The sequence below is a fragment of the Luteimonas padinae genome (genome assembly GCF_014652935.1).
Lineage (GTDB): Bacteria > Pseudomonadota > Gammaproteobacteria > Xanthomonadales > Xanthomonadaceae > Luteimonas > Luteimonas padinae.
The window spans coordinates 62,765-82,452 of the sequence record NZ_BMZT01000012.1; the positions used below are offsets into that span (position 1 = coordinate 62,765).

The window sequence follows — 19,688 nt, forward strand, 5'->3', positions numbered from 1 at the left end:
CGCAACGGCCGCGGCAGTGATGCCGCGGCCGCTTCGTATCCGGGGATCGCTGCCGCAGGCGGTCAGGCGCCTGCCATGATCCGCAGCACCTGGCCCAGGCCATACGCCAGCACGGTGCCCGTGGCGTAGCCCACGGTTCCCAGCAGGACGCCGACTGGCGCGAGGTTGGGATGGAACGCCGCCGCGACCACCGGTGCCGAAGCCGCCGCGCCCACGTTGCCCTGCGAGCCCACGCCGAAGTAGAACAGCGGCGCCTTGACCAGCCGGGCGGCGTACCAGATCACCGCCACGTGGATCGACATCCACATCAGGCCGATGACCACCAGCTCCGGCCGGTTGGCGAGCTTGAGGAAATCCATCTGCATGCCGATGCAGGCGATCAGGAAGTACAGGAAGACCGTGCCGACCCTGGACGCGCCTGCATCCTCAAGCCGCCGCACGCGCGTGAAGCTCAACATCAGGCCACCCAGGGTGGAGAGCACCACGATCCAGACGAACGGTGCGTCCAGGCTGAACTGCGAGGACCAGGGCGCGTTGGCCTTGAACCAGGCGGATGCCGGCTCGGCAATGGCGTGCGACAGGCCCACGATGCCGAAGGCCCAGGCAACGATCACCATCAGGTCGGACAGCACGGGGATGCGCGCGTTCGCGGCCTCGTGGGCGGCCATGCGCTGCTTCATCTCGTCCAGCGCGCTGGTATCGGCCCCGCTGCGTGCATCGATGGCGTCGGCGCGGTTCGCGAGGAACAGCAGGGTGGCCATCAGCAGGCTCGCGATGGCCACGTCCACCACCGCGAACTGCCCGAACAGCGTCGCGTCGACCTCGTAGATCTCGCGGATCGCCACCATGTTCGCACCGCCGCCCATCCAGCTGCCCGACAGCGCGGCCATGCCCTTCCAGGTGTCGCCGGCCACCGCCGCAGGCCACGTCCACTCCAGGATCTGGAAGGTGGCGACGGCGCCGAACAGGATGCCGAACGTACCCGCGCAGAACACGAACAGCAGCTTGGGCCCGAGCTTGAGGATGCCCTTCAGGTCGATCGACAGCGTCAGCAGCACCAGCGCCGCCGGCAGCAGCACGCGGCTGGCCAGGTGGTAGAGCGCGCTGCCCTCGCCATCGATCAGTCCCGCGGTGTTGTAGAACGCGGGCACGAAGTAGCACAGCAGCAGCGCCGGCACCCAGGCGAAGAACTTCTTCCAGAACGGCGTCGGGCCGGAGGCCAGCCAGAAGATCAGGCCCAGGGTTCCCGCGATCAGGCCGAAGACCACGATGTCGTTGGTGATCAGCGGCGCGCCGGCGTCCACGGCCGCGGCGGCGCCGACGGGGTCGAGTGCGTCGATGGCCGCGGCTTCGGCGGGGGCTTCGGACGCGGCGGGTGCGTAGGCCATCGATGGTGTTCCTGTGTGCGGGTCGAAAAGAGGGGACGGGCGGAAACGACGGCGCGGCCGGCGGGCTGGCCGGCCGCGCGCTGGACACGCTTACTGGCCGATGTGCTGCTTCAGCCAGGCGTTGACGGTGTCGTGCCAGAAGACGCTGTTCTGCGGCTTCAGCACCCAGTGGTTCTCGTCGGGGAAGTACAGCAGCTTCGACTCGATGTCCTGGCGCTGCAGCGCGGTGAAGCTCGACAGGCTCTGGTCGATCGGCACCCGGAAGTCGTTCTGTCCGGCCACCACCAGCATCGGCACGCGCCACTTGTCGATATGGCGCGCCGGATTGTGACGCTCGTAGGCCTTGGGGTTGGCGTAGACGGTGCCGCCGTTCTCCCACTCGGTGAACCACAGCTCCTCGGTCACCAGGCCCATCGAGCGGGTGTCGAACACGCCGTTGTGGTTGACCAGGCACTTCCACGGCTGGTTCCAGTTGCCGGCGATCCAGTTGACCATGTAGCCGCCGTAACTGGCGCCCAGCGCGCAGGCCCTGTCGCCGTCGAGGAAGTCGTACTGCTGCTGCGCGGCGGCCCAGCCCTTCTGCAGGTCGACCAGCGGCGCGTCGCCCCAGTCGCCGCTGATCGCGTCGGTGAAGGCCTGGCCGTAGCCGGTGGAACCATGGAAGTCGATCATGACCACGGCATAGCCCTGGCCGGCGTAGGTCTGCGGGTTCCAGCGGTAGCTCCAGCCGTTGCCGAAGCTGCCCTGCGGGCCGCCGTGGATCAGGAAGGCCACCGGGTACTTGCGGCCTTCCTCGTAGTTCCAAGGCTTGACCACGTAGCCGTGGACGGTGGCGTTCTTCGCGCCCTTGAAGCTGAACTGCTCGAAGGCGCCGAAGTCGACGCCGGGCAGGCGTTCGGCGGCGGTGGGCGTGATCGCGCGCTGGCCCTGGCCGTCGAGCGAGGCGACGTGGATGACGTCACTGGTGTCGATGGCGTTGCGGCTGAACATCAGGGTCTCGCCGGCGACCTCGAACGAGGAAACGCTGCCGCCGCCGACCAGCTTCGTGACCTCGCCGGTGGCGACGTCGACGCGGAACAGCGGGTACTCGCCAGTGTCCTGCGCGGCCACGTACAGGGCGCTGCCGTCGGCCGAGGGCTGCAGGCTGCTCGGCGAGCGGTCCCAGCGCGGCGCGATCTCGCGGCGCTCGCCGCTGGCCAGATCGAGCGCCATCAGCGCGAAGCGGTCGGCCTCGAAGCCCGGGCGCGCCATCGCGCGGTAGAACAGGGTGCCGCCATCGGCGCTGAACACCGGGCCGGCGTCCCAGGCCTTGTTGTCCGCGGTCAGGTTCACCGGCGTCGCGGTGCCGGCGGCGTCGAGCCGGTACAGGTCGAAGTTGGTGGTCCAGGCCTCTTCGCGGCCGGCGACCTTCACGCTGGCGACGATGCTCTGCCCGTCCGGTGCCCAGGTGTAGTCCTCGGCGCCGCCAAAGGGCTTGCCCGGCACGTCGCCGTCCAGGGCGCCGCTGATCGCGGTGGCGGCGGACACCGGCTTGCCGCGCGCCGCCGGCAGTTCGGCCACGAACAGGCGGTTGCGGCGGCCGTCGGCCCAGGTGTCCCAGTGGCGCACGAACAGCTGCTCGTAGACCACGCCGGAGACCTTGGACGCCTTGCGCTCGTCCAGGCGCTTGGTCGTGCAGGCGAAATCGGCCCCGCAGTCGCCGAAGACGTCGGCGCTGAAGGCGACGCGGCCGCCGTCCGGCGAGACGTGGTAGGTGCCGACGTCGGTCGCGAAGGCGGTCAGCTGGCGCGGCGTGCCGCCGGACAGCGGGATCGAATACAGCTGCTGCGAGCCGTCCTTCGCGCTCAGGAAGTAGAGCGTCGCGCCGTCGGGCGAGAACGAAGGCGAGTTCACGCTCCAGCCCTCGGGCGTCAGCCGCTTCGGCGGCGCCATGTCGCGGGTGACCAGGTTGCGCAGGTACAGCGCGCTGGTGCCCGAGTTGGCCTCCAGGTCGATGCTGCGCTGCGCGAACACCAGCTGCCGGCCATCGGGCGACAGCGCCGGCGAGGAGACGCGTTCCAGGGCGGCGAGGTCACGGCCCTCCAAGCCTCGGGCATCGGCAACCGCCGGCAGCGCGGCGAGCAGGCACAGGGTCAACAGGGCGGTGCGCGGCATGGATCGGGACTCCGGACGGAAAGGCCCGATGGTAGGCGGCGTGGCCGCCCCGCGCAAAGGCGGGAAGTCCTGCCCCGCCGGCTCCCTGTGCCTGCTGTGGGAGCGGCTACAGCCGCGATCCGCCCCGCATCAGCGCGGACCCGGCTCCACCGGTGCCGCCGCCTCCTGCTTCGCCGAGCTGCGGTAAAGCATCCACGCCACCACCGCGAGCACCGCCAGGCCGACCCACTGGTTGAAGTGCAGCGACTCCGCCACCGCCAGCACGTCGGAGCGCTCGGTGACCACGATCGGCACCGCGATCGCGATGCCCATCAGCGCTTCGCCGGTGATCAGGCCGGCAGCGAACAGCGTGCCCGGCCGGTGCACGCGGTCGCGTGCGCCCTCGTCGCGGCCGTCGATGCCGTGGCGGCGCTCGACCATCCACGCCAGCACGCCACCCAGGAAGATCGGCACCATCAGCTCGATCGGCAGGTAGATGCCGATCGCAGCCGCCAGCACCGGCACGCGGAAGGTCGAGGCGCGCGACTTCAGCCATTCGTCGAGGGCGATGATTGCCGCGCCGACGCCGGCGCCGATCGCGATCATGTCCCAGGGCAGCTTGCCGCCGAACATGCCCTGGGCCACCGACGCCATCAGCGTCGCCTGCGGCGCGGCCAGCGACTGCGGCTGCTCCGGCGTGGGCGCGCCGATGCCGTAGGCCTGGGCCAGCAGGTTGAGCACCGGCGCCATGATCAGCGCGCAGGAGAACGCCCCGATGGCGAGCATCAACTGCTGCTTCCACGGCGTCGCGCCGACGATGTAGCCGGCCTTGAGGTCCTGCAGGTTGTCGCCGCCGACCGCCGCCGCGCAGCACACCACCGCGCCGATCATGATCGCCGCCACCGCGCCCACCGGCGAATCGCGGCCCAGCAGCAGCACCAGCACCGCCGCCGCGAACAGGATGGTGGCGATGGTGATGCCCGACACCGGGTTGTTCGACGAACCCACCAGGCCCGCCAGGTAGGCCGACACCGAGACGAACAGGAAGCCGGCCACGATCATGATGACCGTCATCGGCACGCTGACGAACCAGTTGCCGACGATGGCCTGGTACAGCACCAGCAGCGGGATCACGAACAGCAGCAGCGCGATCAGCATCCACTTCATCGGCAGGTCGCGGTCGGTCTCGGCGACCACGTCGCCGCTGCCCTTGCGCGCGGCCGCGATGCCGCTGCGGACGCCCGACAGCAGCGACTTGCGCAGCGAGAACAGGGTCCAGATGCCGCCGATCAGCATCGCGCCGACGCCGAGGTAGCGGATCTTCGCCGACCAGATCGCCCCGGCCGCATCCGCGGCGGAGGCGCCGGCGAGCTGCGCCGACAGCACCGGGTCGCTGCCCAGGAACAGCGCGTGGTAGAGCGGAATGGCGATGTTCCAGGACAGGATCGCGCCCGACAGCACCACGATGCCGATGTTCAGGCCGACGATATAGCCCACGCCGAGCAGCGCCGGCGACAGGTTGGTGCCCATGTAGCCCAGGTACTTGCCCATGAAGCCCGAGACCACGGCGTTGTCCGGGATCATGCGCATGCCGCTCTCCGCGGCGACCTTGACCACCGCGCCCACGGCGGCGGCCAGGCCCAGGATCTTCAGGCCCGGACCGGGATTTTCGCCGGCCTTGAGCACTTCGGCCGCGGCCTTGCCCTCGGGGAACGGCAGCGGATCCTCGACGATCATCGTGCGCCGCAGCGGCACCGAGAACAGCACGCCCAGCAGGCCGCCCAGGCCCGCGATCGCGAGCACCCAGGAATAGCGGAAGTCGTCCCAGTAGCCGAGGATCACCAGCGCCGGGATAGTGAAGATCACGCCCGCCGCGATCGAGGAGCCGGCCGAAGCGCCGGTCTGCACGATGTTGTTCTCGAGGATGGTGCCGCCGCCGAGCAGGCGCAGCACGCCCATCGACACCACCGCCGCGGGAATCGCGGTGGCGATGGTCAGGCCGGCGAACAGGCCGAGGTAGGCATTGGCCGCGGACAGCACCACCGCCAGCACGATGGCCAGCAGCACTGCGCGGAAGGTCAGCTGCGGTGCGGCACCGCGCTCTTGGTCTGTCATCGGATCGCATCCCCCGGAGGAAGCCGCAAAGCTATCCCTCCGGCGCGCGCGCGTCCAGCGCCAGCGCCGCCGGCAGCGGCGCTGGCGCGTCAGGCCTACTTCGCGGCAGCCGTCTTTCCGCCGAGGTGCGTGGCCAGGAAGGCCAGCAGGCGGGTGTAGTACTCGCGCCGGTTGTCATCGTCGTAGTAGCCGTGGCCTTCGGTGGGGAAGTAGAGCATCTCCACCGACACGCCAGCCGACCGCAACGCACGTTCCATCATCCGGCTGTGCTCGATCGGCGCGCGCTCGTCCTTGCCGCCCGCGGCAAGGAACACCGGCACCTTGATGCGATCGGCCATGCGGTTGGGCGAGACCGCGGCCAGCGCATCGCGCTCGCCGATCCACTCGCGCAGGTAGGTCGTGCCCGAGCCGCGCTTCTGAACGTCGCCGTGCGTGTGCATGGTCGGCAAATCGTAGACGCCGACGTTGCCCGCCGCGCAGCGGTACAGCGAAGGCTCCTTCGCCGCCCCCATCAGCGCCGCGTAGCCGCCGTAGCTGCTGCCGTAGATGCAGATGCGGCCGGCGTCGGCGATGCCTTCGGCGATCGCCCAGCGGGTGGCATCCGTCACGTCGTCCTGCATGGTGCCGCCCCACTGGCGCGCCCCGGCCTGCTCGAACGCGCGCCCGTGGTTGCCGGAGCCGCGGAAGTTCACCTGCAGCACCGCGTAGCCGGCCTCGGCGAGCATCTGGGCTTCGGTATCGAATGCCCAGGTGTCGAAGACGCCGTACGGACCGCCGTGCGGGAGCACCACCATCGGCAGTCCGCGGTCGCTCGCTACCCCGGGTAGGGTCAGGAAGCCGTGCAACCTGGTGCCGTCGCGCGCGGCCAGGCTCACCGGACGCCGTTCGGCCATCGCGGCGGGGTCGAACCACGCACGACGTGCGACGACGTGCTCAGCCTTCTTGGCCACGGTATCGAAGATGTAGAAATCGCCGGGATTTCGGTCGCTCCACGTCTGCAGCAGCACCTTGCTGCCATCGCGGCTGCTCGACGTGATGAACACCACGTCCCCACCGAACGCGGCCTCGAGGCTTCGATACAGGCGGGCGTGTTCGGACTGCGGGTCTAAGAACTCCGTCCGCGGCTTGCCATCCAGAAACAGTGCGCCGACAGGCACGCGGGTCCCCGGCGCATACAGCATCACCGGATCGCCGACATCATCGGCAAGCACCTTGGTGCGTTCGCCGGTGGCCACGTCGTAGGCCACGATGTGGTCGGGGCCCTGCGCCTGCTCCACGTTGAGATAGGCGATGCCGTTGTCGGCCGAGAATCCGACTGGCCATTCCGCGTGCCCGCTCACCGATTCGTCGTTCACCAGCACCCATTCCGCGCCGTCGCGCGGCCGGTAGTAGAGCTTGTTGACGATGTCGTAGCCGGCGCCATGCGCGAAACGGACGACCCCGGCATTGTCGGTGGTGAATCGCGCGTTGCGGATCGGCGCGATCGCGACCAGCGAGCGGCGCCCGCTGTAGAGGTCGATGCGCTCGGCACGCGTGAACGGGTCGGTCGTGAAGCGCTCTGTGGACACCAGCGAATGCTTCTGGTCGTCCAGCAGCGGGTCGATCACGAACGCGGCGACGCGCTCGGCGCGCTGGGTCTGGATCCTGGTGCCGACGCCCGAACCGGTCACGCGCTGGCCGATCAGCAGCTCCTTGTCGCTGCCGTCGACGTCGATACCCATGAGTTCGCCGGTGAGCTGGGGTGCGTCCAGCAGTCCGAACTTCTGCGCCACGCTGAGCACCACGCGCTCGTCGTTCACCCAGTCGAAATCGGCGAAATGGGTGTTCTCACCGAGGCGCAGGGTCGTGGTGACCTGGTTGTCGGCCACGCGCAGGATCGCCATGCCCATTTCCTTTTCCAGCGGAAACGTGGCGGCGTAGTACTCGCCGGTCGGCGAGAGCTTGATGTCGAAGAACGTGTCTTTCTTGACGTAGGCGTCGATGTCGACACCCTGCGCGGCAAGCGCCGGCGCACCTGCCACAGCCAGCATCCCGGCCAGCATGAATCCACTTGCCCACTTCATCCTCAAGCCCCCGTATCGGCCAGCCCCTTGCTGGCAGCCTTCATTATGACGGCCGGGCAGGACGGAGGGTACCGCGGCTCAGGCGCCGGCAAGGCTGTCCAGGACGCGGCCCAGGTCGGCTTCCCATGCAGGCAGCGCGACCGGCCACGCGGCACGCAGCGCCGCCGTATCCAGCCGCGAGTACGCCGGGCGACGCGCCGGCGTGGGGTATTCGCTCGATGGCACCGGCGTCACCAGCGGGCGCCGCGCCAGCAGGCCGCGGGACACGCCACCTTCGACAATCGCGCTGGCGAAACCATGCCAGGTCGTGCCACCCGATGCGGTGAGATGCCACAGGCCGGATGGCTGGGCGGACGAAGCGAGCGCTGTCGCCGTGACCGATGCGATCAGGCGGGCCGACGTCGGCGTGCCGCGCTGGTCGTCGACCACGCGCAGTTCGTCGCGCTCGGCCGCCAGGCGCAGTATCGTGCGCATGAAGTTGTGGCCGTAGGCGCCGTAGACCCAGGCCGTGCGGAAGATCATGTGGCGAGCGCCGCTCGCCCTGATCGCGTCTTCGCCGGCGAGCTTGCTCGCGCCGTAGACGCCCAGTGGCGCAGTGGCGTCGTCCTCCCGCCACGGCCGGCTGCCGTTGCCGTCGAAGACATAGTCGGTCGAGTAGTGCACCAGCAGTGCGCCGCGTCGCGCGCAGGCGGTCGCCAGGGCCGCGGGCGCGTCGGCGTTGGCGCGGAACGCGGCGTCGCGTTCCTGCTCGGCGCGATCGACGGCGGTGTATGCGGCGGCATTGACCACGACGTCCGGCGCGATGCGGTCGACCAGCGCCGGCAGGGTGTCCGGCTGGTCGAAATCCGCGCGCTCGCAACCCCCGCCGTCAGGCAGCATGCCGCTGCGCGTGGTGCAGACCACCTCGCCAAGCCGGGCAAGCTCCGGGCGCAGCGCATGCCCGACCTGCCCGTTCGCCCCCAGCAGCAGCAGCCTCACGGCAGGTAGACCGGCAGGCGCTCTTCGGGGACCTCGGCGAGGAACGGCGCACGCGCATCCTTGTCCGACAGCACCGGATCGGCCACCGGCCAGTCGACGGTCAGGTCGGCATCGTTCCAGCGGATCCCGGCATCGGCCTCACGGTCGTAGGTGGCGGTGCAGAGATAGGTGAACACCGCGCGCTCGCTGAGGGTCACGAAACCGTGGGCGAAGCCTTCCGGGATCCAGAAGTGGCGCTTGTTCTCTGCGCTCAGGACTGCGGCGGTCCACTTGCCGAAGGTGGGCGAGCCGCGACGGATGTCGACGGCGACGTCCCAGACCTCGCCTTCGACCACGGAAACATACTTGCCCTGCGGCTTCGGCCACTGGTAGTGCAGGCCGCGCAGCACGCCGCGCGAGGACGAGGACACGTTGCCCTGCACGAAGGCAGGCGTGAGCCCGTGCTGCGCGAGCTTGTCGGCGTTGAAGGATTCGTAGAAGAAGCCGCGGTCGTCGCCGAACACCTGCGGCTCGATCACCACGCAGCCCGGCAGGCCGGTCTCCACCACTTTCACCGCACCACTCCACGCTTCGCAAGCGACAGCAGGTACTGACCGTAGCCGTTCTTGGCCAGCGGCGCCGCCAGGCGCTCCAGGTCTTCGTCGCCGATCCAGCCGTTGCTCCAGGCGATTTCCTCGGGACAGCACACGCGCAGGCCCTGGCGCGCCTCGACGGTCTCGATGAAATTCGAGGCCTCGATCAGCGACTGGTGGGTGCCGGTATCGAGCCAGGCGTAGCCACGGCCGAGCTGCTCGAGGTGCAGGCTGCCCTCGTCGAGGTAGCAGCGGTTGAGGTCGGTGATCTCGAGTTCGCCGCGCGGCGAAGGCTTGAGCGAGGCCGCGAAGTCGCTGGCGCGGCCGTCGTAGAAGTACAGGCCGGTGACCGCGTAGTTCGAGCGCGGGTTGGCCGGCTTCTCCTCCAGCCCGACGACCTTGCCGTCGGCGTCGAAGTCGGCCACGCCGTAGCGCTCGGGGTCGCTGACCCAGTAGCCGAACACGGTCGCGCCGTCTTCGCGCGCATCGGCGCGCTTCAGGATTTCGGTGAAGCCGTGGCCGTGGAAGATGTTGTCGCCCAGCACCAGGCAGCTCGGCTTGCCGTCGACGAACTCGCGACCGATGAGATAGGCCTGAGCCAGCCCGTCCGGGCTCGGCTGCACCGCGTAGCGGATGTCCATGCCCCACTGCGACCCGTCGCCCAGCAGCTGCTGGAACAGGGCCTGCTCGTGCGGGGTGTTGATGATCAGCACCTCGCGGATCCCGGCGAGCATCAGCGCGCTCAGCGGGTAGTAGATCATCGGCTTGTCGTACACCGGCAGCAGCTGCTTGCTGATCGCCTGGGTGATCGGATACAGCCGGGTGCCGGAGCCGCCGGCCAGGATGATGCCGCGGCGCGCGGTCATGCCGCACCCCCGATGCGTTCGAGCCGGTAGCTGCCGTCGAGCACGCGCAGCACCCAGGGCTGGTTGGCCAGGTACCAGTCGACGGTCTCGGCGATGCCGCGCTCGAAGCTGTACGCAGGCGTCCAGCCGAGCTCGTCGCGCAGCTTGGAGGCGTCGATCGCGTAGCGGCGGTCGTGGCCCGGCCGGTCGGCGACGAAGGCGATCTGCGATTCGCGCGGCTGGCCGTCCTCGCGCGGGCGGCGTTCGTCCAGCAGCGCGCAGATCGTCTTCACCACCTCGATGTTCTGCTTTTCGGCGTTGCCGCCGACGTTGTAGGTCTCGCCCACGCGGCCCTTGGCCAGCACCGTGCGGATCGCCTCGCAGTGGTCGGTGACGAACAGCCAGTCGCGCACCTGTTTTCCGTCGCCGTACACCGGCAGCGACTCGCCGGCCAGGGCCTTGGCGATCACCAGCGGGATCAGCTTCTCGGGGAAGTGGTAGGGGCCGTAGTTGTTCGAGCAGTTGGTGGTCAGCACCGGCAGCCCGTAGGTGTGGTGGAAGGCGCGCACCAGATGGTCGGACGCGGCCTTCGACGCCGAATACGGCGAGTTGGGGGCGTACGGCGTGGTCTCGGTGAACAGGCCGGTCTCGCCGAGGGTGCCGTAGACCTCGTCGGTGGAGACGTGGAGGAAGCGGAACGCGTCCTTCGCCTCGCCGTCCAGCGCCTTCCAGTAGTCGCGCACGGCCTCGAGCAGCGCCAGGGTGCCGACCACGTTGGTCTGCACGAACGCCGCCGGGCCGTCGATCGAACGATCGACGTGGCTCTCGGCGGCGAAGTTCACCACCGCGTCGGGACGGTGCTCGGCCAGCAGGCGCTCGACCAGCGCGCGGTCGCCGATGTCGCCGTGGACGAAGACGTGGTTGGGATTGCCGTCCAGCGACTTGAGCGTGTCGAGGTTGCCGGCATAGGTGAGCGCGTCGAGGTTGACGACGCGCACGCCCGCGGCAACGGCTTCGAGCACGAAGTTGCCGCCGATGAAACCGGCTCCGCCGGTGACCAGCCAGGTGGGCATGCGGGTGGATCTCCTGAAAGTGGGGCCTCTGGCAGGCTCAGAACGGGATGTCGTCGTCGTTGAAGCCGTCGTCCATCGGCGGCGGGGGCGGCGCCGCACCCCGGCCCTGGCCCTGGCCCTGGCCGGAGGATCCACGCGGGCCGCGCGCGTAGTCGCCGCCTCCGCGCTCGCCGCCGCCACGCTGGAAGTCACCGCCACCGCGCTGATAATCGCCGCCACCGCGCTGGCCGCCCTCGCCGCCGCCGCCCAGCATCTGCATCTCGCTGGCGATGATGTCGGTGGTGTAGCGCTCGACGCCGTCCTTGCCGGTGTACTTGTCGGTGCGCAGCGAGCCCTCGATATAGACCTGGCGACCCTTCTTCAGGTACTCGCCGGCGATCTCCGCCAGGCGGCCGAAGAACTTCACCCGGTGCCATTCGGTGCGTTCCTGCTGCTGGCCGGTCTGCTTGTCCTTCCAGGCCTCGGTGGTGGCGACGCTGATCGTGGTGATGGCGCTGCCGCCCTGGCTGTACTTCACGTCGGGGTCGTTGCCGAGGTTGCCGACGAGGATGACCTTGTTGATTCCACGGGCCATGGGTATGGGTTCCTTGCGCTCTCCGCCGGGATTGGCAGGAGTAAAAGAGTGAGTATACCCGCCGCTCCCCGGCCATCCGGCCGTGCCCTGCGCGCGCGTGGGACAACGCCGCTTGGGGCCCTGCGGCGGCCCGGCGACCTATAATGGCGGCCCCCCGACGCCCGCCGACGCATGGATCCCCACTCCCAGGCCGCCCCGCCCCGCCCCGCCCTGCCGCTGCCCGGGATCCAGGCCCACGCCGCCGCCGACATGGCCGCCGTCGACGCCCTGATCCGCCGCCGCCTGGCCTCCGACGTGGTCCTGGTCAACCAGGTGGCCGAGCACATCGTCGCCGGCGGCGGCAAGCGCCTGCGGCCGATGCTGCTGCTGCTCGCCGCCCGCGCCCTGGGCCACCAGGGGCCGGACGCACACCACCTGGCGGCGGTGGTCGAGTTCATCCACACCTCCACCCTGCTCCACGACGACGTGGTCGACGAGTCCGACCTGCGCCGCGGCCGCAGCACCGCCAACGCGGTGTTCGGCAACGCCGCCAGCGTGCTGGTCGGCGACTTCCTGTATTCGCGCAGCTTCCAGCTGATGGTCGAGCTGGGCTCGATGCCGATCCAGGAGATCCTCGCCGGCACCACCAACCGCATTGCCGAGGGCGAGGTGCTGCAGCTGCTGCACGTGCGCAACCCGGACGTGGACGAAGCCGCCTACCTGCGCGTGATCGAGCGCAAGACCGCGATCCTGTTCGCCGCCGCCACCCGCCTGGGCGCGCTGCTGGCCGGTGCCGACGAGGCGACCCAGCAGCGCCTGCACGACTACGGCCTGAACCTCGGCATCGCCTTCCAGATCGCCGACGACGTGCTCGACTACAGTGCCGACGAGGCCGCGCTGGGCAAGCACCTGGGTGACGACCTCGCCGAAGGCAAGATGACCCTGCCGCTGATCCACGCCATGGCCCACGCCGACGGAGCTCTGCGCGCGCGGCTGCGCACGATCGTGGAAGAAGGCGACGTGGATGCGCTGGACGAAGCGATCGCCGCGATCCGCGCCAGCGGCGGGCTGGAGTACAGCATCGCCCGCGCCCGCGAGTACGCCGCGCTGGCCGAGGCCGCGCTGGACGGCCTGGACGAGGGCGAGTCGGTGGCCGCGCTGCGCGGCCTGGTGCGCCACGCCGTCGACCGCGGCGCCTGATTCCGGCCCCCTGCCAGCAGGCCGCTCTGCTGTAGGAGCAGCTACAGCTGCGACCGGCTTCGCCCCGGAGGCCTCGGCCCCGAGTGCTTCGCCCCAAGAGCGAATCGCAGCTATAGCTGCTCCTACAGCGAAGCGGGTGGCGGCGCAGCGGGTGGCGACGCAGCGGGTGGCGGCGCAGCGGGTGGCGGCGTAGCGGGGCCTACGCAGCGGGTGGCGCTGCGGAGTGGTTCGAGGCCGCGATGCCGAGCCCCGGGATCGCCGAGATCGCCTCCGGATCAAAACCGCCCAGCCGTGCGAAGTCGCGGCCGCGCTCCACATAGTCGCGATACGGCCCGAAGCTCGGCGCGCCGGGCGACATCACGATCACGTCGCCGGTGGCCGGGCGCGGGCTGTCCGCCAGCGCCTCGCGCGCCGCGGCCACTGCGCCGGCAAGGTCCGCCGCTTCGCGCAGGTCGAAGCCGCCCTCGCCCGCCACCTCCGCCAGCAGCGCGTGGATGCGCGGCCCGTTGCGGCCCATCGTGACCACGACCGCGGGCGCCTGCGTGCGCATGCGCGCGGCGAAGTCCGACCAGTCCAGGCCACGATCGTGCCCGCCCACCAGCAGCGCCACGCGGCGCTCGCGATGGACCTCCAGCGCGGCCAGGGTGGCGTGCGGCGTGGTGCTGATCGAATCGTTCACCCAGGCGATGCCGTCGCGTTCGCCCAGCCGCTGCAGCCGGTGCGGGAGCGGGCGGAAGCCGCGTGCGGCCGGCGCCAGCACCGCGGCATCGTGGCCCAGCGCCTCGATCGCGGCCAGCGCGGCGCAGAGGTTGCCGCGGTTGTGCCGGCCCGGCAGCGGCACGTCGCGGGTGTCGAACAGGGCCGCATCGCCGCGATGCAGGACGTCACCGCGCAGGTGCCAGCCGTCCTCGCGGCCGTACCAGCGGACTTCGGTCGCGGGATCCAGCTGCGTCCCCAGCACCGCCAGCCGCGGATCGCCGGCGTTGAGCACGGCCACGCGCGGCGTCGCGCGCGTCACCAGCGCCAGCTTGTCCTCGACGTAGCGCTCCTCGCTGCCGTGCCAGTCCAGGTGCTCCGGGAACAGGTTGGTGACCACGGCCACATCCGGGCGCACGCCGCCGGCGGCGACATCGCCGGTCTGGTAGCTCGACAGCTCCACCGCCCAGGCCTCGGCCTCGCCATCCAGGACTTCCAGCAGCGGCAGGCCGATGTTGCCGGCCAGCGCCGTGCGCACGCCGCCGGCGCGCAACAGGTGCGCGAGCAGCGCGGTGGTGGTGCTCTTGCCCTTGGTGCCGGTGACGCAGGCCACACCGCGCGCCACGCCGCCCTCGCCCGCGCGCTCGCCGAACCACAGCGCGGTGCCACCGACGAAGGCGGTGCCGGCATGCGCGGCCACCAGCGCCTCGGGCCGGTAGGGACTGATGCCCGGCGACTTCACCACGACCTCGAACGCCGACAGGCGGCCGGCGCTGGCATCGGTCTCGACGGCCAGCAGGCCGTCACCCAGCGCATCGGCCGCGGCGGCTTCCTCCGCGCTGCAGAACATCGTCAGCGGCTGCGCCGGCAGGCGCGCGCGCAGCGCGGCGTAGGCGGCGCGGCCTTCGCGCCCCCAGCCCCAGAGCGCAACGCGCCGCCCCTCAAGCTGCGAAATACGCATGCAGGCGGCTCCAGACCGCGTCGGGGATCCCGTGCTCGGGATCCGGGACCAGCAGCGGCGCGATCGCCAGGTCCTCGCCCCCGAGCTGCGGCAGGATCACCCCGCGGAAGCGCGCCACCACCGTGTCCTCGCGCCATTCCGGGCGTGCGGCCAGCGCCGCCATCGCCGCGCGCGATTCGCGCGCTTCGCCCACGCATTCGAAGGGCTTGTGGTCGCGGTATTCCATCAGCGCGTCGTAGCCCGGCACCTGCGCGGCGTCGTCGAGCAGGTTGCGGCCGAAGATGCCCACCAGCCGCGGCTTGGGCATGAACGGCGCCAGCGCGAGGAACACGAAGTGGCACTTCGGGCAGACGCCGCACCAGCGGCTGGTCGGGCGCTCGCCGAGCAGGTGGAAGTTGCGGTTGCAGCTGGAGAACCAGGCGTCGTAGCGGTCGATCTTCGCGAACTGCCGCGCCACCGCCAGCTCCGACAGCGGCCGCAGCAGCGAGTAGTAGCGCAGGTCGGCCGCGACTTCGCGCCTCAGGTAGCCGGCCAGCGCCTGTTCGAAGGCCCAGCCCTTGGACCACTGGTGGTTCACCTCGCCGGTGCCTTCGATCAAGCTGCCGTAGCTGGCGGAGCGCTCATTGGAGAACACCACCTGGTCGGCGTCGAGCACGACCGCGGCGAAGGCGAGGATCGCGGAGTTGATCGCGGTCACCGGGATGTGGCCGTTGTACGCGCCCTGGCGGTTGTACTCGAACAGCTCCGGCGCGAGCTGGCGCTGGATGTTGAGCGTCGGGAGGCCCGTGCGCGCGGCGCAGGCGGCGATCAGCTGCGAGCCGCCGATCCAGGCCACGGTCTGGTCGATGCCGGCCGCGCGCAGCGCCTCGATCGAGACCAGCGAGTCCTTGCCGCCTCCGATCGCGACCAGGGCGTGACGGCGGAACTGGAGGCCCGGCGCGCGGCTGTCCCCGTCATCCCCGCGGGCAGCATTCCCCGCGGCGCGGGGGAAGCGGATCCGCCCGTGCAGGTCGAGCCCGTTGCGGTAGGCGAACTCGCCGAGGCCGTGCAGGTACACGTCCTCCAGCAGGGCCGCGGTCGCGTCGTCGATGGCGTAGCCGTCGATGCGGATGTCGCCGGGCACGGCGGCCTTGTAGTAGCTCACGCCGGCGACCAGGTGCAGCAGCCGCAGCGCCTTCACGGCCGCCTGCGCGCGCGCGCCGTCGGGCGCGAACGGCGCGCCCGGCAGGGTCACGGTTTCGACCAGCTCGGGGCCGTCGTCGAAGGCATAGGCCAGGCGCGCGACGCCGGTGGCGGGGTCGAAGCCGCAGTCCACGAAGCGGAAGGTCCGCACCCCCTCGCGATCGAACGCATTGTTCATTCCTTGCTCTCCACGAGCACGCTCTCGGCCGGCAGCGCGCGCAGGTTGTAGGTGTTGGCCATGACCATGCCGTAGGCGCCGGCGTCGGCGACCAGCAGCACGTCGCCGGGCGCGGTGCCGGCGGGCAGCGGGCGCTGCAGGCCGAGCACGTCGCCGGACTCGCAGATCGGCCCGACCACGTCGAAGGCGACCGGCGCGCCGCCGTCATCGCGCGAGAGGTTGTGGATGTCGTGCCAGGCGTCGTACAGCGTCGGCCGCATCAGCGCGTTCATGCCGCCGTCGGCGCCGACGCGCCGGATGCCGCCCTTCTCCACCACCTGGGTGGCGGTGAGCAGCAGCACGCCGGATTCGGCGACGAGGAAGCGCCCGGGTTCGATCGCCAGCCGGTAGCCGGGATAGGCGGCCTTGACCTCGGCCAGGCCCGCGGCCCAGGCCTCCAGGTCGAAGGGTTCGTCGTCCTCGCGGTACGGGATCGGCAGGCCGCCGCCGATGTCGATGGTGTCGATGCTGCCAATGCGCCCGGCGATGCCGCCCAGTTCGTCGCAGACCTCGCGCCAGTGGTCGGGCGTGTCGACGCCGCTGCCCAGGTGCGCGTGCAGCCCGGTGACGCGCACGTCCAGCGCACGCGCGGCATCGAGGAACGCCTCCACCCGGTCGACCAGCAGGCCGAACTTCGACGCCAGGCCGCCGGTGACCACCTTGGCGTGGTGGCCGTCGCCGCGGCCGAGGTCGACGCGCAGCCACAGCGCGCGGCCGCGGAACACCTCCGGCCAGCGCTCCAGCGCCTCGACGTTGTCGAGCGTGACGTTGACGCCGCGCGCGAACGCGTCGGCGTACTCGTCCACCGGCGCGAAGCTCGGCGTGAACAGCACGCACGAGGGTTCCAGCCCGGGGACCACCGAGAACACGTGCGCCAGCTCGCCGGCCGACACGCACTCCAGGCCGAAGCCTTCCTCCACCAGCACGCGCAGGATGTCCGGGTGCGGATTGGCCTTGATCGCGAAGAAGCGCCGGTCGACGGCCTGCACGGCCTTCAGCTGCCGCGCGCGGGCACGCACGACATCGAGGTTGTAGGCGTAGCGCGGCGTGCCGGTGGCGGCGAGCGCCAGCAGCGCGTCGCGGCGGCCCTGCCACCAGCGCTCCGGCCGGCGCCGCAGCTGGCCCTCGATCTCGCGCCAGCGCGGCCCGAAGACGCCCGCCTCGCGCACCGGCATCGCGCCGCTGGCGATCAGCCCGTCATGGATCTCCTGCAGCAGGCCGTCGGCGTCGGCCTCGTCGATCACGAAGGTCAGGTTGAGGTCGTTGGACGACTGCGAGATCAGGTGCACGCGCTCGCGGTCGAAGGTCGCCCAGACGTCGGACAGGTGGTGCAGCAGCGAGCGCATGCCGCGGCCGACCAGGGTGATCGCGCTGCAGGGCGCGATCACCTTCAGCCGGCAGCTGCGCGCGAGGTCCTCGGACAGGCGCGCGAGCACGTCGGTGCTGACCAGGTTCTCGCTCGGGTCCAGCGACACGGTGACGTTGGTTTCCGAGGAGCCGATCAGGTCCACCGACAGGCCGTGGCGGCGGAAACACTCGAAGATGTCGGCCAGGAAGCCGACCTGCTGCCACATGCCCATGGTTTCCATCGACACCAGCACCACGCCGTCGCGGCGGCTGATCGCCTTGACGCCCGGCACGGTGTCCGGGCCGCCATCGATGCGCGTGCCCGGCAGCTCCGGGCGCGCCGTGTCCAGGATCGCGATCGGCACGCCGGCCTCGCGGCAGGGCTTGACCGCGCGCGGGTGCAGCACCCTGGCGCCGGTGGTGCAGATCTCCTGCGCCTCGGCGTAGTCCAGGCGCGTGAGCAGGCGGGCGTCGGGGACTTCGCGCGGGTTGGCGCTGAACATGCCGGGGACGTCGGTCCAGATCTCCACGCACTCGGCGCCCAGCAGCGCGCCGAAGTACGCGGCCGACGTGTCCGAGCCGCCGCGGCCGAGGATCGCGCTGCCGCCGTCCTCGTGGCGGGCGATGAAGCCCTGGGTGAGCAGCATCGCCGCCGGCTGCGCCGCGAAGCGGGACCGCCAGCGCGCGTCCACATCGCGACGGCAGGCCACCGACAGCCGGCGCGCCCAGTCGTTCTGGTTGGGCAGCGCGACCGCCTGCAGCCAGTCGCGGGCGTCGCACCAGCCGAAGTCCAGGCCCTGCGCGCTCAGGTAGGCCGCGCCGAGCGTCGACGACAGCAGTTCGCCCTGCGCCAGCACCTCGGCCTGCCAGTCCAGCGGACGGCGCGCGGCACGCGGCTCGGACACCAGCGTGCGCAGCACGTCCAGGCGCTCGCCGACGACGGCCGGGTCCAGCCCGAGCTCGCGCGCGAGCGCCACGTGGCGGTCGGCCAGGGCTTCCACCCGCGCCGCCGCGTCGGTGGCGCCTTCGCTGATGGCGGTGAGGGCGTTGGTGACGCCCGCCAGCGCGGACACCACCACCAGCACGCGCCGGCCTTCCGCGGCGCGCTCGCCGGCCAGCCGGCCGATGGTGTCCCAGCGCTCGCGCTGCGAGACCGAGGTGCCGCCGAACTTGAGCACGATCCAGCGGTCGGGTTCGGGAATGGAATGCATGGGAATCCGCGTGGCCCGGGGATCGGGCAAGGCCTGCGATTCTAGCGCCGTGCGCACGGCCCGCCAGCGTGGTCGCGGCTACACTGTCGCGCCCCGCGATGGTCCCCCGACATGCCCGCTTGTCCCTACGTCCAGCTCGACGTCTTCGGCGACCGCCCCGGCGCCGGCAATCCGCTCGCCGTGGTGCCCGACGCCCGCGGCCTCAACGACGCCGACATGCAGGCGATCGCGCGCTGGACGCGGCTGCCGGAAACCACCTTCGTCTTCCCCTCGCCCAGCGCGACCGCCGACTACGCCGTGCGCATCTTCAGCCCGCGCCGCGAGGTGCCCTTCGCCGGGCATCCCAGCGTCGGCACCGCCCACGTGCTGCTCGACCGCGGCCTGGTCGCGCCGCGCGACGGCGTGCTGGTGCAGTCCTGTGCCGTCGGCGAGCTGCCGTTGCGCGTGGAGGGCGAAGGCCGCAAGCGCACCGTGGCCGTGCGCACGCCGCGGGCCAGCGTGGTCGAGGTGGCCGATGCCGCCGACCCGCGCCTGCGCGACGCGCTGTCGGGTCTGGCCACCGGCGCATTGCCGCCGGTGCTGATGGACGGCGGCCGCCGCTGGTGGCTGGCCGAACTGCGCGACGAGGCCGAACTGCGCTCGGCCGTGCCCGACTGGGCCGCGATCGCCGCGCTGGCCGAAGCCAGCCGCACGATGGGCCTGTGCGTGTTCGCGCGCAGCGCGGATCCGGTCTACTACCTGGCCGTGCGCGCCTGGGTCGGTTCCACCAGCACCTTCGAGGACGTCGCCTCCGGCGCCGCCAACGCCACCCTGGCCGCCTGGCTGGCCGAACGCGACGCCCTGCCCGGCGACGGCGGTTTCTACCGCATCAGCCAGGGCCGCGAGGTCGGCCACGACGCGATCATCGAACTGCGCGTGGACGCCGCCGGCGATGTCTGGTCCGGCGGCCGCGCGCGCACCGTGGTGACCGGCACGCTGGACTGGTAGCGGGCACACCGCCCCTCCCTCTCCCACACACCGCGCTTCTGTAGGAGCGGCTATAGCCGCGACCAGCCCAGGGCGAATCCGGGTCGGCTGTAGCCGCTTGTGTCTTTGCTTTGTTCTAGCGTGTAGGCGAGAGCGGAGTGCGGGACGCCGACCAGCCGGGGTGCCGC

14 protein-coding genes are annotated in these 19,688 nt (G+C 71.1%); 2 read left to right on the forward strand and 12 right to left on the reverse strand.

The window, feature by feature from the left end; genetic code table 11:
• Nucleotides 1-62: 62 nt before the first annotated feature.
• The 9 genes from IE168_RS13325 to ssb form a co-directional block, all read right to left on the reverse strand.
• On the reverse strand, nt 63-1,286 hold the full coding sequence (locus tag IE168_RS13325) for a DUF819 family protein (RefSeq protein WP_308430363.1): 1,224 nt from the start codon (nt 1,284-1,286) through the stop codon (nt 63-65).
• A gap of 192 nt (nt 1,287-1,478) precedes the next feature.
• Entirely contained in the window at nt 1,479-3,542 is a 2,064-nt protein-coding gene (locus IE168_RS13330) for a S9 family peptidase (protein WP_189499039.1), read from the reverse strand.
• Nucleotides 3,543-3,671: 129 nt separating this feature from the next.
• A complete protein-coding gene (locus tag IE168_RS13335; protein ID WP_189499041.1) occupies nt 3,672-5,636 on the reverse strand; it encodes an OPT family oligopeptide transporter in 1,965 nt (654 codons plus the stop codon).
• A gap of 95 nt (nt 5,637-5,731) precedes the next feature.
• Nucleotides 5,732-7,666: an alpha/beta hydrolase family protein gene (locus tag IE168_RS13340; RefSeq protein ID WP_189499043.1), complete on the reverse strand. Its 1,935-nt coding sequence runs from the start codon at nt 7,664-7,666 to the stop codon at nt 5,732-5,734.
• A gap of 111 nt (nt 7,667-7,777) precedes the next feature.
• Entirely contained in the window at nt 7,778-8,677 is a 900-nt protein-coding gene (rfbD, locus tag IE168_RS13345; RefSeq protein ID WP_189499045.1) for a dTDP-4-dehydrorhamnose reductase, read from the reverse strand.
• Nucleotides 8,674-9,231 (reverse strand): dTDP-4-dehydrorhamnose 3,5-epimerase, encoded by a 558-nt coding sequence (gene rfbC, locus IE168_RS13350; RefSeq protein WP_189499048.1) that lies wholly within the window; start codon nt 9,229-9,231, stop codon nt 8,674-8,676. The genes rfbD and rfbC overlap by 4 nt, the downstream gene beginning before the upstream one ends.
• Complete coding sequence (rfbA, locus tag IE168_RS13355; RefSeq protein WP_189499050.1) at nt 9,228-10,115, reverse strand: glucose-1-phosphate thymidylyltransferase RfbA; 888 nt, start codon at nt 10,113-10,115, stop codon at nt 9,228-9,230. The genes rfbC and rfbA overlap by 4 nt, the downstream gene beginning before the upstream one ends.
• The gene (gene rfbB / locus IE168_RS13360) at nt 10,112-11,167 is read right to left on the reverse strand and encodes a dTDP-glucose 4,6-dehydratase (protein WP_189499052.1); all 1,056 of its coding nucleotides are present in this window, start codon (nt 11,165-11,167) and stop codon (nt 10,112-10,114) included. Before rfbB ends, rfbA begins: the two co-directional genes overlap by 4 nt.
• Before the next feature lie 37 nt (nt 11,168-11,204).
• On the reverse strand, nt 11,205-11,741 hold the full coding sequence (gene ssb, locus IE168_RS13365) for a single-stranded DNA-binding protein (protein WP_189499054.1): 537 nt from the start codon (nt 11,739-11,741) through the stop codon (nt 11,205-11,207).
• Nucleotides 11,742-11,912: 171 nt separating this feature from the next.
• Here ssb and IE168_RS13370 point away from each other — a divergent pair, with 171 nt between their 5' ends.
• Nucleotides 11,913-12,920 carry a polyprenyl synthetase family protein gene (locus tag IE168_RS13370; protein ID WP_189499057.1) on the forward strand — a complete coding sequence of 336 codons (1,008 nt, stop codon included), beginning with the start codon at nt 11,913-11,915 and terminating at the stop codon, nt 12,918-12,920.
• A gap of 199 nt (nt 12,921-13,119) precedes the next feature.
• On the opposite strand, the gene murD is transcribed toward IE168_RS13370, so the two are convergent.
• The 3 genes from murD to IE168_RS13385 are packed head-to-tail and all read right to left on the reverse strand — an operon-like array spanning nt 13,120 to nt 18,534.
• Nucleotides 13,120-14,577 carry a UDP-N-acetylmuramoyl-L-alanine--D-glutamate ligase gene (murD, locus tag IE168_RS13375; RefSeq protein ID WP_189499058.1) on the reverse strand — a complete coding sequence of 486 codons (1,458 nt, stop codon included), beginning with the start codon at nt 14,575-14,577 and terminating at the stop codon, nt 13,120-13,122.
• Complete coding sequence (gene murL / locus IE168_RS13380; protein WP_189499061.1) at nt 14,558-15,937, reverse strand: UDP-N-acetyl-alpha-D-muramoyl-L-alanyl-L-glutamate epimerase; 1,380 nt, start codon at nt 15,935-15,937, stop codon at nt 14,558-14,560. Before murL ends, murD begins: the two co-directional genes overlap by 20 nt.
• Entirely contained in the window at nt 15,934-18,534 is a 2,601-nt protein-coding gene (locus tag IE168_RS13385; protein WP_189499063.1) for a bifunctional aspartate kinase/diaminopimelate decarboxylase, read from the reverse strand. Before IE168_RS13385 ends, murL begins: the two co-directional genes overlap by 4 nt.
• Nucleotides 18,535-18,645: 111 nt before the next feature.
• Here IE168_RS13385 and IE168_RS13390 point away from each other — a divergent pair, with 111 nt between their 5' ends.
• Complete coding sequence (locus tag IE168_RS13390; protein ID WP_189499065.1) at nt 18,646-19,521, forward strand: PhzF family phenazine biosynthesis protein; 876 nt, start codon at nt 18,646-18,648, stop codon at nt 19,519-19,521.
• Nucleotides 19,522-19,688 lie beyond the last annotated feature (167 nt).

Excerpts from the sequence above, each read along its gene's own strand:
- IE168_RS13330 (WP_189499039.1), bottom strand. The coding sequence starts at position 3,542 with ATGCCGCGCACCGCCCTGTTGACCCTGTGCCTGCTCGCCGCGCTGCCG.
- IE168_RS13335 (WP_189499041.1), bottom strand. The coding sequence starts at position 5,636 with ATGACAGACCAAGAGCGCGGTGCCGCACCGCAGCTGACCTTCCGCGCA.
- IE168_RS13340 (WP_189499043.1), bottom strand. The coding sequence starts at position 7,666 with ATGCTGGCTGTGGCAGGTGCGCCGGCGCTTGCCGCGCAGGGTGTCGAC.
- rfbA (WP_189499050.1), bottom strand. The coding sequence starts at position 10,115 with ATGACCGCGCGCCGCGGCATCATCCTGGCCGGCGGCTCCGGCACCCGG.
- rfbB (WP_189499052.1), bottom strand. The coding sequence starts at position 11,167 with ATGCCCACCTGGCTGGTCACCGGCGGAGCCGGTTTCATCGGCGGCAAC.
- ssb (WP_189499054.1), bottom strand. The coding sequence starts at position 11,741 with ATGGCCCGTGGAATCAACAAGGTCATCCTCGTCGGCAACCTCGGCAAC.
- IE168_RS13370 (WP_189499057.1), top strand. The coding sequence starts at position 11,913 with ATGGATCCCCACTCCCAGGCCGCCCCGCCCCGCCCCGCCCTGCCGCTG.
- murD (WP_189499058.1), bottom strand. The coding sequence starts at position 14,577 with ATGCGTATTTCGCAGCTTGAGGGGCGGCGCGTTGCGCTCTGGGGCTGG.
- murL (WP_189499061.1), bottom strand. The coding sequence starts at position 15,937 with ATGAACAATGCGTTCGATCGCGAGGGGGTGCGGACCTTCCGCTTCGTG.
- IE168_RS13385 (WP_189499063.1), bottom strand. The coding sequence starts at position 18,534 with ATGCATTCCATTCCCGAACCCGACCGCTGGATCGTGCTCAAGTTCGGC.
- IE168_RS13390 (WP_189499065.1), top strand. The coding sequence starts at position 18,646 with ATGCCCGCTTGTCCCTACGTCCAGCTCGACGTCTTCGGCGACCGCCCC.